Below are 16,148 nucleotides of genomic sequence, written 5' to 3'. Positions count from 1 at the left end.
ATACCATAAACTGAATACTGTAAACTAGCCTTTAATAATCAAATTTCTTCGGCCTGCATTTCCAGTGTGACCAGATAACGTTCTGCGTCGAGAGCAGCCATACAACCTGTACCGGCTGCGGTAACGGCCTGACGGTAGATGTTATCCTGAGCGTCTCCACAGGCAAACACGCCGGGTATATTGGTTCGGGTACTCCCTTTTTCTGTAAGGATGTATCCATTATCATCTAATTCAAGGTATTCCTGGAAAATGTCGGTATTTGGTTTGTGACCAATGGCGACAAAAAAGCCGGTCACATCTAAAACGCGTTCTTCGCCAGTTTCCGTATTCTTCACCAACACACCCGTTACATCTTCATCGCCCAACACTTCTTCAGTCGATGTGTTGTACAAAATTTCAATGTTGTGCGCTGTTTTAACGCGCTTTTGCATGAACTGCGAAGCCCGCATTTCGTCGCGCCGAACCAGCATATACACTTTGCGGCAAAGGTTGGCCAGATAACTGGCTTCTTCGGCTGCTGTATCGCCAGCGCCAACAATGGCAACGTCCTGACCACGGAAGAAGAACCCGTCGCAAACAGCACAGGCCGAAACGCCACGGCCATTCAGCCGCATTTCAGAGGGTAAACCCAGCCACTTGGCCGAGGCTCCGGTCGAAATAATAATAGAGTCAGCCGTGATCTCGTGTTTATCGTCAACGATAGCGCGGTGGGGTGCACCCTGTCCCGGCTGGTCAGAAAACTCCACTTTAGTGACCATGCCATATCGAATGTCCGTGCCAAACCGCCGGGCCTGCGCTTCCAGATCCAGCATCATTTGAGGCCCCTGAACACCGTCGGGATAGCCTGGGAAATTATCTACTTCGGTTGTGATGGTAAGCTGGCCACCGGGTTGTGGACCCTGATACATGACGGGCTGGATGTTAGCCCGAGACGCATAAATAGCGGCCGTATAACCGGCTGGGCCGGAACCTATAATTAAGCACTTAACGTGTTCGGAAGTCATTGCAAAAGGAGCGAAAGCGTCTGTCAATAAAAAAATACCCTCCACAAGAAAGAGAGGCTATTTCGACAACATACACAAAATTGAAAAAAATCCCTCGGAAAGCAAAGGATTTACGATAGCCGAAATACGACCTACGATTTGACTTAGCGTTGATTCGCAAGCATAAGCAAACTCGTACATCGTAATTCGTACATCGTATATCACAGCACACGCCACTCGATACGGCGATTTAGCCGCCTGTTTTCGTCGGTAGTGTTGGGGACAAGCGGTCGGGTTTTGCCGTAGCCAATGGCTTTTATGCGGGTCGGTGAAATACCCGCTTTGGTGAGATACTCAACGACGGCCTGTGCTCGTTTTTGCGAAAGTACCAGGTTTGCGGCTACATCGCCCTTATCGTCGGTATGCCCTGAAATTTCGACGCTAACGGCTTTATTTGACTGCATAAAGGCAGATAACCGGTCAAGTTCGGTGCGCGACTTGTCGGCCAGATCGTAGCGGCCGGACTCAAAAAAGAGATTGTTCAAGGTTTCGTTGGCCGATGCTCCGGTAGCTAACGGCTCAAGCGGTACGCTTAAAGTTATGCCTTCACCTTTTGTTTTCTGCGTGAAATCGAAGGATAAACTTTTAAACAAATAGCCCGGAATACTAACGTATAAAGCATACTCACCACCACTGGGCAACACCGCCGTATACTGCCCTGTTTGGGTATCTGCCTCAACCCGCGAAACAATCTGATTAGTTTTTAAATCAACCAACTCGACCGAAGCGGCCAATGGTTTTTTTGTTTTGGCATCGGCAACAATGCCTTTTAAAAAGCTCACCGGTCTGATACGATCCCGTAATGACTCGGGTAAATCGAAGGTATACAGGCGCGATTTCTGCGAGACGCCCTCCTTTTGTTCTTCAAATGAATAATAAGCCCGTGTTCCGTTGGCTGTTACGAATAATGATGCCTGATCTTCGGATGTATTGATGGGATAACCCAAATTGGTTGGAGCCGACCAGCCGGACGCGCCCTGATCGGTCACAAAAAGGTCATAACCGCCCAGGCCAATATGGCCCTCGGAAGCAAAAAACAGACTTTGGCCGTTGGCGTGAATAAACGGAGATGCTTCATTGGCAGGCGTATTGACGGGCTCGCCGAGGTTAACGGGTTCGGCCCAGTTGCCGTCGGCACCAAGGTCACTGCGCCAGATGTCGCGTCGGCCTTTTCCGCCCGGCCTGTCCGACACAAAATACAATTGCCGACCATCGGCCGACAGGGCAGGTTGTGATTCGTAGAAGTGGGTATTGATCGTTGGGCCCAGGTTTTCGGGCGAAGACCAATCGTTACCGGTTTTACGGCTCACATATAAGTCGCAGCTACCATAGCCCTTTCGACCCTGACAAGCTGTGAAAACCAAGGTGCGCCCATCAGCCGAAAGGCTGGCTGTTCCCTCGTTTTCGGGGGTATTGATAGTCGACGCCAGTGAAACCGGTGGTGACCAGGTTTCGCCGTTGAACGTGGAGGTCATCAGATCTTCATCGCCTTCGGGCTTCAGGGCTGTAAAAACCAGCGTCTGTTCATCGGCTGTCAGGACCGGGAAATATTGAGACGGTGTAGTTTGTAATACCGACGAAAGCGGTTTTGGATCAACGGTCTGTGGATGCTGTATCGCATCCATAGCGAAACGGGCTGTTTCGATTTGGCGGGCAATGCGTTTGCCCTGAGCCGACTCCGGAGCAAACAGCGTCTGGTATTTTTCCAGATAAGGAATTGCTTCGCTGTACCGGCCCAACCGAAGCAGAGTCGTGCTCAGCGACTGGTAAGCCGCACCGGAAGCAGGGCTGTCGGGCTGAAGTTTTATAGCGTTTCGGTATGCGTTCAGGGCCGGATCAAACTGCCGGGTAAACTCATACAACTGACCGAGTTTGAGATACGCATCCGTAAAGGTGGGGTCCTGTTTGAGGGCCTGCTCCATGAACGGAATCGCTTCGTTCGCTTTCCGTTCACCAAAGAGTTTTATGGATTGCGCATAAAGTTCTTTGGCCTTTGGAGCCTGTGAGAAAGAGGGAAGAGAAAAAAGGAAAAAGGGGAGGAGAGGGATAATAAATCGAAAAATTCCTTTCTTCCCTTTTCTCCTGTCTCCTATGGAATATCCAGATACTTGTGTGTCTGCAACGAAATTTGCCATTGCGGATGATCTTTTACATAATCAACGATGCGAGGCAGCATTTCATTGGAACGACTCCATTCGGTTTGCAAAAAGAGTTTGCAACCGGGTCGCAAATAAGGCACAAACGACTCGGCAAAGGCGAAATCGGACTGATTATAAATGATAACTTTCAGTTCGTCGGCTTTGTCATAAATAGCGGGATTGGGCTTTTTGAATTTCTTGGGAGAAAAACAAATCCAGTCCCAGGAGCCCGTAACGGCCTGGCATACGCCAGAGGTTTCAATATTGGTTTGAAAGCCAGCCGTTTGTAAAGCTGCCGTTAGCTCGGTCAGGTCGTGCATGAGTGGTTCCCCACCCGTAATGACCGCCATACGGCCGGGGTATTGCAGGGCACCGTCAACCAGCGAATCAATAGACAATTTTGGGTGAGCCTCAGCGTCCCACGATTCTTTTACATCGCACCAGTGGCAGCCCACATCGCAGCCGCCAAGCCGTATAAAGTAAGCCGCCCGACCTGTATGCGCTCCCTCACCCTGAATCGTATAAAACGCTTCCATAACGGGCAGGGCGGTCGCTTCCACGGCCAAAAGTGAGTTCATTTCTATAGGTTGTTTTTTCTGTGTCAAAAGCATAGTACAAAGATAGGGAGTTCTGTTTAGACCTATAAGGTTTCTAAAACCTTATAGGTCTAAACAGAACTGATTAGTATTTCCATTTGAAATTACGACGAACTGCTTACCTTTGCGCCATGATCTCCCAACGGGCTACTCATTCTCATTTCCGACATCGTCGCCATCAGTAAGGCTCTTTAGCCCTCGTGTTGGTTGTTCAGCACGTCCTTCCCCGTTTTTCGCTTACTTTTGTTCCCTAATTCAATTCACCTGTCCTGATGCCATCGTTATCTGGTATCACGAGCTGTATGACACACATCATACATCCTATATCATACCTCTGTTAATGTCTTCTGTATTACGTATTGCCCTGCAAAAATCCGGTCGGTTGAGCGAAGATTCGTATCAGCTTTTTAAAGAGTGCGGCATCCGTTTCGATTACGGAACGGGTAAACTTAAATCGGTTTCCTCTAACTTTCCTGCCGAGTTCCTGTTCCTGCGCGACGATGATATTCCAGGTTATGTCGAAGATGGCGTAGCCGATCTGGGGATCGTTGGCGAGAACGTGGCCGTTGAAACAGGTCGTCCCGTTACGACAGTTCATAAACTGGGCTTCTCTAAATGCCGCCTGTCCATTGCCATTCCGCGCGGTACCGAGTGGTCGGGTATCCAGGATCTGCATGGGAAAAACATTGCTACATCATACCCCAATCTGCTTGGCAATTACCTGGCTGGTGAGGGTGTACAGGCCGAAATTCACGAAATCAGCGGGTCGGTTGAGATTGCGCCGAGCATCGGTCTGGCCGAAGCCGTTTGCGATATCGTCAGTTCGGGAAGTACGCTGTTGAGCAATGGGTTAAAAGAAGTGGAAACGATTTTTCGGTCAGAAGCCATCCTGATCGCCCGCCCCGAACTTGCTGCCGATAAACAGGCGTTACTTGATAAGCTGTTGTTCCGTATCAAGTCGGTGCAGGCGGCAAAAAATAACAAATACATTGTGTTGAATGCGCCCAACCATGCGCTCGACCAGATTACCGCTTTATTGCCCGGTATGAAAAGCCCAACAGTAACGCCCCTGGCTACTGAAGGCTGGAGTTCGGTACATTCGGTGTTGAACGAAAATGAATTCTGGGAAAACATTGAAGCCATTCGGGCCGCTGGTGCCGAAGGGATTCTGGTGATCCCGATTGAGAAAATGATTTATTGATTTTATCCATGAACATCATTCCTTTTCCCGACCGTATTGAGTGGCCTTCGTTACTGGCTCGCCCGGTACAGTCGACACAACAGATTGAAGCGGCAGTAGCACCCATTCTGGCGCAGGTTCGCCGTGGGGGCGACGCGGCTTTAGTTGAGCTGGCGCAGAAATTTGATAAAGTCGATTTGTCGGAAGGCGGATTGGAAGTGCCCCTGTCGGAACTCGATGCCGCCGAAAGCCAACTGAGCGATGAGTTGAAGGCCGCAATAGGTCAGGCCTATACCAATATTCGTCTCTTTCACGAAAGGCAAAAACAGCCGATCGAGAAAGTGGAAACCATGCCGGGGGTGATGTGCTGGCGCAAAAGCGTGGGTATCGAAAAAGTGGGTTTGTACATTCCCGGCGGCACAGCCCCACTGTTTAGCACGGTGCTGATGTTGGGTGTTCCGGCTCAACTGGCGGGCTGCCGTGAGGTGATCTTATGTACGCCCAGCAACCACCCGGCCATTTATTTTGCCGCCAAACTGGTGGGTATCACAAAGGTGTTCCGCATTGGTGGAGCCCAGGCCATTGCCGCAATGGCCTACGGAACGGAATCGGTACCACGAGTTTATAAAATCTTCGGTCCTGGTAATCAGTATGTCACATCGGCAAAGATGCTGGTGGCGAAGGAAGGTATGGCTATCGACATGCCCGCCGGACCGAGCGAGGTTGCCGTGTATGCCGATGATTCAGCGATTCCGTCTTTCGTTGCTGCCGATTTACTCTCGCAGGCCGAACACGGTGCCGACAGCCAGGTGTTGCTGGTGTCGACCAGTAAGCAATTGGTGTCGATGGTTAATCTGGCGTTGCCAACCCAACTGAGCAAACTGCCCCGTCGCGAACTGGCTGCCAAAGCACTGGAAAACAGCAAGGCGATTCTGGTCGAAACGGAAGCCGATGCCATTGATCTGCTCAATGCCTACGCGGCTGAACACTTGATACTTAGTGTTGATAATGCCGAAGCTGTAGCCGAAAAAATTATAAACGCCGGCTCTATTTTTCTGGGTAACTACACTCCCGAATCGGCGGGGGACTATGCCTCGGGCACGAACCACACCCTACCGACAAACGGTTTTGCGCGGGCTTATAGTGGCGTCTCGCTGGATAGTTTCGTGAAAAAAATCACGATTCAGCACATCACACCCGCAGGTTTGCAGTTGCTTGGCCCCGTTGTAGAAGCAATGGCCGAAGCCGAATCGCTCGATGCCCACAAGCGGGCCGTGGGTATACGGCTGGCGAGTCTGGCAGACTTAAAACCGGTTTGATTTTGTTACCTTGCTGTCTAAACGATCAAAGAAATCATGAGCCAGTTAGTGATCGAGGTAAATTCAGATGAACAAGTCTTGAAGTCATCTCGTTGAAATCGGTTTTACACGTTTAGTACCCCCATTAATGCTTGATCTCGCTACCGTCCGCGTTGATACGCCCGGCGTTCAACACGTCATACATTTTAATAATGCGGGCGCATCGCTGATGCCGCAATCAGTGATCGACGCCATGACGAATCATATTGCGCTGGAAGCTCAGATTGGTGGCTATGAAGCCGCAGCACAGCAGAAAGACGCTATTCAGGCGTTTTACAGCGCAACGGCCTCTTTACTAAACACGACTGCCGACAACATAGCCGCTACCGCCAATGCTACGGATGCCTATGCCCGTGCACTATCGGCAATTCCGTTTCAACAGGGCGATGTGATTCTGACGACCACCAACGATTACGTGTCCAATCAAATCGCCTTTTTGTCGTTACAAAAACGGTTTGGTGTCGAGGTCGTTCGGGCGGCTGATGAAGCATCGGGCGGGGTATCGGTGAGTGATATGGCCGATAAAATCAAATCGCTTCGGCCACGGCTTGTTGCTGTAACGCACGTGCCGACGAACTCCGGGCTGGTTCAGCCCGTCGAAGCAGTTGGTCAGCTTTGCCGTGAGCATGATGTGCTGTATCTGGTAGACGCCTGCCAGTCGGTGGGGCAGTTGCCGGTCGATGTTCGCCAGATTCACTGTGATTTCCTGACGGCAACCTGCCGAAAGTTTCTGCGTGGTCCACGCGGCATGGGATTTCTGTACGTCTCCGACAACGTTTTATCTGCCAATATGGCTCCCTTATTTGTCGATCTTCACGGCGCATCCTGGGCGTCGGCAGATACATTTGAACTGGAGCCAACGGCCAAACGATTTGAAGATTGGGAGTTTCCATACGCCCTCGTGCTGGGTGCCGCCGAAGCCCATCGGTACGCCCTTGCTGTAGGGGTAGCCGCTATTGCCGAACGGAACTTGCAGCTTTGCAAAACACTGCGAACCCAACTGGCCCTGGTACCGGGCGTGCGTTTGCTGGATGAAGGCGATCAGTTGTCCAGCATTATCATCCTGTATAGTGAGCGCAAATCGGCGGAGGAGATAAAAGCCGCGTTATCTGCCGAACACATCAATGTGTCGATAAGCCCGCACGGAGCCGCTATTCTGGATTTTGATCGAAAAGGTATGCTAACAGCCGCCATTCGTATTTCGCCCCATTATTTCAATACCGACGAAGAGATTACTACCCTGGTTACCACGCTGAAACGCATCCTGGCATGAAACACCTCGCCGACCTCTTACTCCTGGGCGACCTTCGCCTGTACGAAACCTGCGAGCCCGTTCTGGAATCAGACTTACCACAGCTAATGAACTGGGTAGCCGATCTGCACAACGTTATGGAGGAAATTCGGTCGACATATCAATTTGGCAGGGGTATTGCGGCTCCTCAACTGGGTATTATGAAACGGTTGATCTACCTGAATGTAGACCGCCCTCAGGTAATTATCAACCCTGAATTGGTGGCTGTTAGTGAAGAAACCGACGAACTCTGGGACGATTGCATGAGCTTTCCAAACCTGTTAGTGCGTGTTCGGCGGCACCGCAACGTAACGCTGACCTACCGGGATGAACACTGGCAACTCCACACCTGGACCGTTACCGATTGGCCAATATCGGAGTTGATTCAGCATGAATATGACCACCTGAATGGCGTTCTCTGTACCATGCGAGCCGTTGACGAACAAGCCTTTAAATGGCGTCCAACACCTCAATCGCACCCTTAACGTATGCTTACCAAGACCCAGCTTCGGTTTGACTTATTATCCGCTCTCGACGCAGAGTTGCTCTAGGAAGTTGCTAAACGGGCTTATGCTGACCATTATCTTCATCTCTGGTACGATGGGGGAGCCTGGTATATAGATCGCTCGTTTACGCCCGATGTGTTCAACTGGTAGCTAAACGACCCCAATGCCCGCTTCTACCTGATTTATTCAGATGATGAACCAATCGGGTTTCTAAAATTAAATATGGATCAGCCGTCAGCCTGTTAACCCGGCCGTAATGCGCTGGAATTAGAGCGAATTTATTTGCAGAAAAAAGCAACGGGCAGAGGTATTGGCGACCAGGAATAACGTTTGTCGTCGATCAGGCACGGGCGCTAAATAAGGAGGTTGTCTGGCTGAAAGCTATGGAAAGCAGCGATAAAGTGACTGCTTTTTACGAAAAGATGGGTTTTGTCGTATGTGTCATTCAACTGCTGATAATCAGCAGTGAATATGTTAGTCTGGAATAGTAAAAATGGCCTATTGCGTCCCTTTTACGGTAAGCTCATTTATTGAGATTTTCCTTACCTTCTAACAGCTAGTCGAAGATGAAACCGTCAAGACGTAATTTCTTACAATCACTCGGGGTTGGCGTGGCCAGTTTGGGTGTCTCTCAACAAGCCACCGCCGTTGGATTAAAACCGCCAAAAATAGCAAAGCCAACGGCCGACGATCAGGTTTTGTTAGTAGGCGACAAGATAGCGATCGCCAACACAGAACACGGAAAAGTCAGAGGGTTCATTCTCCGGGGCATAAACCAATTTCTGGGCATACCCTACGGAGCCGATACCGCTGGAAAGAATCGGTTTATGCCCCCGCAAAAACCAACCGCCTGGACCGAGATTCGGCCTGCCCTCTGGTGGGGAAACTCGGCTCCCCAGATTATGGAAAAACGGTACTCAAATGTCTATGCTTCCTTTGTCGATCACTGGAATTATGACGATGTATCGGAAGATTGTCTGAAACTCAATGTCTGGACACCCGCCATTGATACCCAAAAACGGCCCGTAATCGTCTGGCTGCACGGGGGGGGCTTCGTGAATGGTAACGCCATTGAACAGGACGGTTATCATGGCGAGAATATTTCTCGCCTGGGTAATGTCGTTTTCTGCTCCATAAACCACCGGCTCGGTGCGCTGGGCTACAGTGATCTAAAAGCGGCTGGTGGCAATCCGGCATCGGGCAATGTCGGTAATCTGGATATGGTGGCAGCCCTCGAATGGGTTAAAAACAACATCACCAACTTTGGGGGCGATCCAACTAACGTCACCATCATCGGTCAGTCGGGTGGGGGAGCCAAGGTGACGACGCTAATGAATATGCCATCGGCGAAAGGGCTGTTTCATAAGGCGGTTGCCTTGAGCGGCAGTTCGCTGGCAGGCACCAATAAAGAATACGCAGAAAAGCTGGGGATGAAAATTATGGAAGAAGCTGGTCTCAAGTCTGGCGAAATAGACAAGCTCCAGCAAATTCCGTGGCGTGAATATATCGACATTGCCAATCGGGCAACGGAGAAAATGGCCGATGAAGCCAAAAAGATGGGTATTCAACGGGGTGGCTATGCCCCCGTTGGCGATGGCGTTACACTGAAAGAAGGGCCTTTCTTCACCGACCCGAATCACTTCTCGGCCAGTATTCCTCTGATGATCTGTTCCACCTTTCATGAGCAAAACCCCGACCGGACAGATGCCAGTCTGGAAAGTATTTCGCTGGCTGAGGTGAAAGAAAAACTCAAATCCCGCTTTGGCGATAAGACTAGCGACGTCGTTGATGCCTACGCCAGAAACTTCCCAAAAGCACGCCCTATCGAGATATGGGCGTTAGTTGTCTCTAACCGGAAGAATGCCATTGCCACCGCCGATGCGAAAGTGTCGGGCCAGAAAGCCCCCGTTTATGTGGCCTGGTTTGGCTGGCAGCCACCCCTGTTCGATGGTCGGATGCGGGCGTTCCACTGCGACGACATCTGTTTCTGGTTCTACAACACCGATCTGATGCTGACCCACACAGGGGGAGGCAAACGGCCCAGAGCGTTATCGGAAAAGATGGCGGGCTCCTTCCTTAACTTTGTAAAAACCGGCAATCCAAACGGAGGAGGTTTGCCCGCCTGGAAACCCTATACAGTCCAGAATGGCGAAACGATGGTGCTGGATGATACCCCCGCGCTGGTAAATGACCCTGACCGGGAGGCCCGGAAAGCGTTGGTGTAACGGAGAGCTCTTTATCTTTTGAGCCCCAACTGGTTTGTTGTTCGACAAATTTATAGACGAGCAACAAACAAGTTGGGGCTTTCTACTTTACGAATTCAGGTTAACTAATGCTGTACTTTTTGGGCCAATTGCTACCAATTCACAGTCAGACACGCCGAATTCACATTGGTCTGAATTTTCGGCAGAAACAGTCTTTTTTTTGTTGTCATACTATCGACAACATGAAAACGATAATCGTATTACTTATTGGATGGCTATATACTGCTGTTTCTGCACAAGCGCAAATCAACTGGGACGACTATTCACAAAGCTATACAGAAGGAGCAACCGGGAAATCACCATCGGTTGGTTTGGTTTTAGCCTTGCGTAAAGGCAACGATTTTCTATGGTCGATACGGAAAACAAGCGACCATTTTTTTGCGCTGGAAAAGGATTCTGCTTTCCATCAGTTGCGCCCTAAAGAGCTACTGGCCCGCACTACGTTTGATACGGCTCGTGCACAGTTTTTTTTACATGGCGTTGGTCCGAAAAACGCAAACCTGTTCCAGTTTCGCGTAATCGAATACCCTGGTAATCGTGTTTTGGTGCCGTGGCGTGGTATCAGCCAATTTACAGATTCAACGCTAATTCGTGACTCAGACAATCCTCAAATGGCTTACCTGGGTGGTTACAGAACCCGCTTTGGCAGTATGCTGATTCTGGATGTTAGAAAAGTTGCCACCGACCAGATTGTGGCTACCTCGCTGGTTGCCTGGGAATCAATAAAACCGGTCATAACGAATATCTACACGTCCGAAACTATTGATCAGTTCCTGAAAAAGCTGCAATTCCCCTGGGCAGCGATTAAAGAAACAACAGACCAGCAGTCGCCAGTGCTTGTTGTACCTTCTACAAACACCAATATTGTGTTTGTGCTACGGGGAACAATTTTTTACAAGGAGCAGATACAATACGAATTGATTCGAAATAGCAGTATTTACACCCCCTGGCGGTTCAATGATTATGACAACAGCTTTGTCTGGCTTAAGGATTTTCCGCCAGGGAATTATGTGCTTAAAATACGCTTTTCAGCCCAACCACAGAATATCGATGAGTACCGATTTGACGTTCTGCCTGCCTGGTACCAAACAAACCTGTTCCGTATTTCAGTCGGTGTTTTTGTCGCTGCTTTATTGGGTGCTTGCTTATTCTTACTGTTGTTTATTGGGCAGCGCCGGAAAACACAACAGGAACAATTTGATAAGACCAGGTCACAACTCGAACTAAAGGCAATTTACGCACAGCTAAATCCTCATTTTGTTTTCAATGCGCTCAGCTCAATTCAGGGCCTCATTAATAAACAGGATATTAAAGGGGCCAATAGCTACCTGTCAGACTTTGCCCGGCTCCTGCGGGAATCGCTAAAACATAGCCATAAAGATGAACTATCGCTTCACGAAGAAATCCAGACGTTAGACACGTATCTGAAGCTGGAGCAACTACGGTTTGGCTTTCAGTACACAATCAATGTCGACACGACGATAAATGTGTATGAAACGAGTTTGCCGGTGCTGCTTCTACAGCCGTTGGTTGAAAATGCAGTAAAACACGGGGTAGCCTCACTACAGGAAAAGGGAGTTATCAACGTTACTATTAGCCGGGTTGATCACACCATGCTCGTTTCTATTACCGATAATGGCCAGGGCTATATGGAGGATAAATTAACCCCGGGCATGGGATTAAAGTTAACGCGTGACCGGATTCAGTTGTTAAATAGACTGCATCCCGACCAGCCGATTACCTATGCGATCAGTAATGCTTTACCATCGGGTATGCAACTTACGTTCACCTTTAAGCAGTGGTTTTTATGAGTATTAAAACCCTTTTGATTGATGACGAACAGCATAATCTGGATAATCTGCGAGCCCTATTAGCGGCCTACTGTCCACAAGTGGACGTATGTGCTACGGCCCGGAATGCGGAGACCGCTAAAAGCCTGCTCTATCTTCACCACCCTGATTTGCTGTTTCTGGATATACAAATGCCGGGACAAAGCGGCTTCGATTTGTTAAGCAGCCTGCACAATAGTAATGTTGGGGTGATATTTGTAACGGCCTACGATCAGTATGCCATACAGGCCCTCCGGTTTGCCGCAGTCGATTACCTGTTAAAACCGGTAAATATTGATGAATTACAAGCGGCTGTAGAGCGAGCGTATAGGCAGCATCGTCTTAAAGAGCAGCATCAATTACTTCAGAACCTGGTGCATTTAGTGCAGGCAGGCCATCATCAGGAAGAACAGCGAATTGCTTTAGCAACGGCAAAAGAGACGCGCTTTGTAAAAACCAGTGTAATTATTCGATGTGAATCGTCTAATAATTACACGACATTTTACCTGGCCGGTGGCGAAACACTTCTGGTGTGCAAGCCCATTTATGCGTATGACGATTTATTAACCGACTATGGTTTTATACGCTGCCATCAATCGCATCTGGTCAATAAAAAGTTTATCAAGAGCTGGAAAAAGGAGTTTGGTGACTTTTTGTTGTTGACTGACGGGGCAGAATTGCCAATATCCAGAGGTAAAAAAGAAGACTTGAAAAAAGCGTTGCGTTTGTAAAAAGGAGCATTTGAACAGGTTTAATAGTAATCTTCTATATGTTGGTTAATTCACTTCCTATTGATTTTCTTCCCTGCAAGTTTTCACCGATAGGTAGTCAATAGTCACGATAAACATTTTTTAATTATGTACTTGCTGTAGAATGGAAATTTGCATTAACTTTGAAACGCAAAGTACTTTTTATTTTGTGTTTCTGTGAGCTGTTCCCTAATTCTACCATGCGCGAAGAAATACTGTTGAACATCGACAATCCCCGGCAACTGGAAAAGTTGTACCGGAATAACAAGGCAACCTTCAAAACGGCCTTTGACACGCTATATCCACAATTGCGGGAGAATCCGCTGGTCGAAGGCTGGTACCAACGACTCAATTACAGTCCCGAAGGTTTATTCTGGGGCACGGCCAAGGAGCGAATAATTGTGGTTGCTGCTTCACTGCTGGCGGCACTTGTGGCTAAACTGCCCGCGTTGCTATCGCTGGATCCGGAATCTTTTTACGTCCGCAATATTGGCTTTATCGTTTTCCCGCTGTTGATCGCCTACTTTTCCTGGAAAAACAAAATTGCCTGGAAAACAGGTGCCTTGCTGGCTGGATTCATCCTGCTAGCGATCATTTTTATCAACGCACTTCCTCAGAGCAAGCCCGGCGATACGTTGAACTTAGCCTGTATTCACTTACCCTTGTGGCTGTGGTCTCTTTTGGGTTTCTCGTTTGGCGGAGGCAAACTGAAAACCGGGGTAAACTGGCTGGGCTTTCTACGATACAATGGAGAATTAGCCATAATGACTGCCCTATTGTTAATCACGGGTGGGCTGACAACGGCACTCACCATTAATTTATTCAGACTGATTGGCTGGAACATTGAAACGGTTTACTTCAACTATGTAGTAATTTGCGGATTGGCTGCTGTACCCATTGTGGGCACTTTTCTTACCCAAACCCAGCCAACCCTGGTTAATAAAGTTGCCCCGGTAATTGCCAATCTATTCAGCCCGATGGCGCTGGTCATGCTGGTTGTTTATCTGGTAGCCACGGTTTTCTCGGGGAAAGACCCGTATCATGATCGGGAGTTTCTACTGCTTTTCAACGTGCTGTTAATTGGCGTTATGGCTCTTATTTTCTTTTCGGTCGCCGAAACCACACCAACCAGCAAGAGCCCTACCCAGATTCTCATTCTTTTCCTCTTATCGGCGGTTACTGTTTTGGTTAATGGCATTGCCTTATCGGCGGTCCTTTTTCGAATTGCCGAAGGAGGATTTACGCCCAACCGGGCAGCGGTATTGGGGGCGAATGTGTTGATGCTCGCACATTTACTGTATGTGGGAGTAAGGCTCCTGGGGGCACTGACCCGAAAGACCGACCTCGTGCTGGTGGGTCAGTCAATGGCCGTTTTTCTCCCGATCTACAGCGTTTGGAGTGCAGTCGTAACCTTTTTATTCCCGTTCCTCTTTGGGTTTAAATAAGCGCTTGGAACGTACGACATCCTAAAAAAATTAACAATTGGTTTTCTTGCCTTGTGCTTTTGTTATTTTTATGAAAACAGAACGATATGCAAGGTCTTTTCATTGAATATGTATACCTCATCCTGATTATTCTGGCGCTGGTGATGCTGGCCAATAAGCTTCGCCTGGCTTATCCTATTGTGCTGGTAGTAGGCGGATTAGCACTCAGCCTTACAGACGAATTTTCAACAATTACCATCGACCCGGATCTGGTTTTCTTTATTTTTCTACCGCCACTTTTGTTTGAAGCGGCCTGGCAGACATCCTGGAAAGAGTTTTGGAAATGGCGTCGGGTTATTACCAGTTTTGCCTTTCCCATTGTTATCCTGACCTCCTGCGTGATTGCCGTGGTATCGCAGGCATTCATTCCGGGCTTCACGCTGGCATTAGGCTTTCTCCTGGGTGGCATCATCTCGCCACCCGATGCCATTTCGGCAACGACCATTATGCGGCAGGTAAACGTACCTAAGTCGCTGGTGAGTATTGCCGAGGGCGAAAGCCTGCTCAACGATGCATCGTCCCTGATCGTGTTTCGGTTTGCGCTGGCTGCCGTCATAACCGGGCAATTCAACTTGCAGGAAGCCGCTACCAGTTTTGGTCTGGTCGTTTTTATGGGCATCGGCATTGGCCTGTTGGTGGGTATCATTCTATATGCCATTCTTCGCTGGCTGCCAACTACGCCCAGTATCGAAATCGTGCTAACGCTCGTAACGCCTTACTGCATGTATTATGCGGCAGAGCATTTTCACTTTTCGGGCGTGCTGGCGGTGGTTAGCGGGGGGCTGTTGCTATCGAACAAGCGACAAAGTATGTTAAGCTACCAGAGTCGGCTTCAGGGCGTAAACGTGTGGACCAATATTGTTTTTGTCATGAACGGACTGGTGTTTTTGCTTATCGGTCTTCAGTTGCCCCCTATTGTCAGGCAGCTTGGCGATGTAAGTCTACCCAGCGCCATTGGCTATGGACTTGTCATTTCGGTCGTGCTGATGGTAACCCGGCTGTTGTGTACGTATGGCGCAGCGCTTTTCACCCGCTTTGCCAGCCGCTTTATCACCGTGGCCGACCCAAATCCTGAATGGAGCGGCCCCCTAATTTTAGGCTGGGCCGGAATGCGTGGGGTAGTATCGCTGGCCGCAGCTCTGTCAATACCGTTAGTTGTTGGCGCAGGTCAGCCTTTCCCGCACCGCAACCTGATTCTCTTTATCACATTCGTTGTCATTCTGGTAACCCTTGTTTTTCAAGGATTAACTCTGCCTTTGCTGATTAAAAAAGTAAACTTACAGGGTATGCAAAACGCGATTCCAGAAAGGAGGCAAGAACTTATCATCCAACAGGCAATTACCCGGACTTCACTTCATTTTTTAGAAAAAACAGAACTTTCCAATGAACACATTGCCAATCTGAACGAACGGTTATCAATTGATTCCCGATTACTCAGCCAGGAACTGCACGAACCGGACAAAACCCGAATAACGAACCTTATGACGTTTCAACGGACTTACCTGGAACTGCTTCAACAGCAACGAACCACACTGATCGATATGAACCATAAGATGGAATTTGATGAAGATTTGATTCGGAAATACCTCTCACTGGTCGATCTTGAAGAACTAAAAGTGCGCGAAAAACTGGTTCAGGAGGATACGACCTCTATTTAGCACACACGTGTCCAATTCAGCGCTATTCTAAACCCATGTTATTAGCGATTTT

At 48.9% G+C, this 16,148-nt stretch carries 12 protein-coding genes; 9 read left to right on the top strand and 3 right to left on the bottom strand.

The genetic code is table 11. The features are described 5' to 3' along the window. Positions 1-38 precede the first annotated feature (38 nt). The 3 genes from trxB to CWM47_RS30715 form a co-directional block, all read right to left on the bottom strand. A complete protein-coding gene (gene trxB / locus CWM47_RS30725) occupies positions 39-1,004 on the bottom strand; it encodes a thioredoxin-disulfide reductase (RefSeq protein WP_100992390.1) in 966 nt (321 codons plus the stop codon). A 200-nt stretch (positions 1,005-1,204) separates the two neighbouring features. Beyond that, positions 1,205-3,178, bottom strand: coding sequence for an OmpA family protein (locus CWM47_RS30720; protein ID WP_100992389.1), 1,974 nt, complete (start codon positions 3,176-3,178; stop codon positions 1,205-1,207). After that, positions 3,133-3,759, bottom strand: coding sequence for a 7-carboxy-7-deazaguanine synthase QueE (locus tag CWM47_RS30715; RefSeq protein ID WP_240625531.1), 627 nt, complete (start codon positions 3,757-3,759; stop codon positions 3,133-3,135). The genes CWM47_RS30720 and CWM47_RS30715 overlap by 46 nt, the downstream gene beginning before the upstream one ends. A gap of 358 nt (positions 3,760-4,117) precedes the next feature. On the opposite strand from CWM47_RS30715, the gene hisG reads away from it, so the two are divergent. The 9 genes from hisG (at position 4,118) to CWM47_RS30670 (ending at position 16,096) form a co-directional block, all read left to right on the top strand. Beyond that, positions 4,118-4,978 carry an ATP phosphoribosyltransferase gene (hisG, locus tag CWM47_RS30710; RefSeq protein WP_100992387.1) on the top strand — a complete coding sequence of 287 codons (861 nt, stop codon included), beginning with the start codon at positions 4,118-4,120 and terminating at the stop codon, positions 4,976-4,978. Between the two features lie 8 nt (positions 4,979-4,986). After that, positions 4,987-6,276 carry a histidinol dehydrogenase gene (gene hisD / locus CWM47_RS30705; protein WP_100992386.1) on the top strand — a complete coding sequence of 430 codons (1,290 nt, stop codon included), beginning with the start codon at positions 4,987-4,989 and terminating at the stop codon, positions 6,274-6,276. Between the two features lie 127 nt (positions 6,277-6,403). Next, positions 6,404-7,588, top strand: coding sequence for an aminotransferase class V-fold PLP-dependent enzyme (locus tag CWM47_RS30700; RefSeq protein WP_100992385.1), 1,185 nt, complete (start codon positions 6,404-6,406; stop codon positions 7,586-7,588). Further along, entirely contained in the window at positions 7,585-8,091 is a 507-nt protein-coding gene (locus CWM47_RS30695) for a peptide deformylase (RefSeq protein WP_100992384.1), read from the top strand. The genes CWM47_RS30700 and CWM47_RS30695 overlap by 4 nt, the downstream gene beginning before the upstream one ends. A 587-nt stretch (positions 8,092-8,678) precedes the next feature. Beyond that, the gene (locus CWM47_RS30690) at positions 8,679-10,337 is read left to right on the top strand and encodes a carboxylesterase/lipase family protein (RefSeq protein WP_100992383.1); all 1,659 of its coding nucleotides are present in this window, start codon (positions 8,679-8,681) and stop codon (positions 10,335-10,337) included. A 221-nt stretch (positions 10,338-10,558) separates the two neighbouring features. Next, positions 10,559-12,187 (top strand): sensor histidine kinase, encoded by a 1,629-nt coding sequence (locus CWM47_RS30685; RefSeq protein ID WP_100994132.1) that lies wholly within the window; start codon positions 10,559-10,561, stop codon positions 12,185-12,187. After that, complete coding sequence (locus CWM47_RS30680; RefSeq protein WP_100992382.1) at positions 12,184-12,936, top strand: LytR/AlgR family response regulator transcription factor; 753 nt, start codon at positions 12,184-12,186, stop codon at positions 12,934-12,936. The genes CWM47_RS30685 and CWM47_RS30680 overlap by 4 nt, the downstream gene beginning before the upstream one ends. A gap of 218 nt (positions 12,937-13,154) precedes the next feature. Continuing rightward, complete coding sequence (locus CWM47_RS30675) at positions 13,155-14,399, top strand: hypothetical protein (protein ID WP_100992381.1); 1,245 nt, start codon at positions 13,155-13,157, stop codon at positions 14,397-14,399. A gap of 86 nt (positions 14,400-14,485) precedes the next feature. After that, complete coding sequence (locus tag CWM47_RS30670; protein ID WP_100992380.1) at positions 14,486-16,096, top strand: Na+/H+ antiporter; 1,611 nt, start codon at positions 14,486-14,488, stop codon at positions 16,094-16,096. Positions 16,097-16,148 lie beyond the last annotated feature (52 nt).

It is taken from the genome of Spirosoma pollinicola (genome assembly GCF_002831565.1).
GTDB lineage: Bacteria > Bacteroidota > Bacteroidia > Cytophagales > Spirosomataceae > Spirosoma > Spirosoma pollinicola.
The sequence above is the reverse complement of the archived record's forward strand: the minus strand, read 5'-3'. Positions and strand labels throughout refer to the sequence as shown.

Coding starts and splice junctions, on each gene's coding strand:
- trxB (WP_100992390.1), bottom strand. CDS start 1,004: ATGACTTCCGAACACGTTAAGTGCTTAATTATAGGTTCCGGCCCAGCC.
- CWM47_RS30720 (WP_100992389.1), bottom strand. CDS start 3,178: ATGGCAAATTTCGTTGCAGACACACAAGTATCTGGATATTCCATAGGA.
- CWM47_RS30715 (WP_240625531.1), bottom strand. CDS start 3,759: ATGAACTCACTTTTGGCCGTGGAAGCGACCGCCCTGCCCGTTATGGAA.
- hisG (WP_100992387.1), top strand. CDS start 4,118: ATGTCTTCTGTATTACGTATTGCCCTGCAAAAATCCGGTCGGTTGAGC.
- hisD (WP_100992386.1), top strand. CDS start 4,987: ATGAACATCATTCCTTTTCCCGACCGTATTGAGTGGCCTTCGTTACTG.
- CWM47_RS30700 (WP_100992385.1), top strand. CDS start 6,404: ATGCTTGATCTCGCTACCGTCCGCGTTGATACGCCCGGCGTTCAACAC.
- CWM47_RS30695 (WP_100992384.1), top strand. CDS start 7,585: ATGAAACACCTCGCCGACCTCTTACTCCTGGGCGACCTTCGCCTGTAC.
- CWM47_RS30690 (WP_100992383.1), top strand. CDS start 8,679: ATGAAACCGTCAAGACGTAATTTCTTACAATCACTCGGGGTTGGCGTG.
- CWM47_RS30685 (WP_100994132.1), top strand. CDS start 10,559: ATGAAAACGATAATCGTATTACTTATTGGATGGCTATATACTGCTGTT.
- CWM47_RS30680 (WP_100992382.1), top strand. CDS start 12,184: ATGAGTATTAAAACCCTTTTGATTGATGACGAACAGCATAATCTGGAT.
- CWM47_RS30675 (WP_100992381.1), top strand. CDS start 13,155: ATGCGCGAAGAAATACTGTTGAACATCGACAATCCCCGGCAACTGGAA.
- CWM47_RS30670 (WP_100992380.1), top strand. CDS start 14,486: ATGCAAGGTCTTTTCATTGAATATGTATACCTCATCCTGATTATTCTG.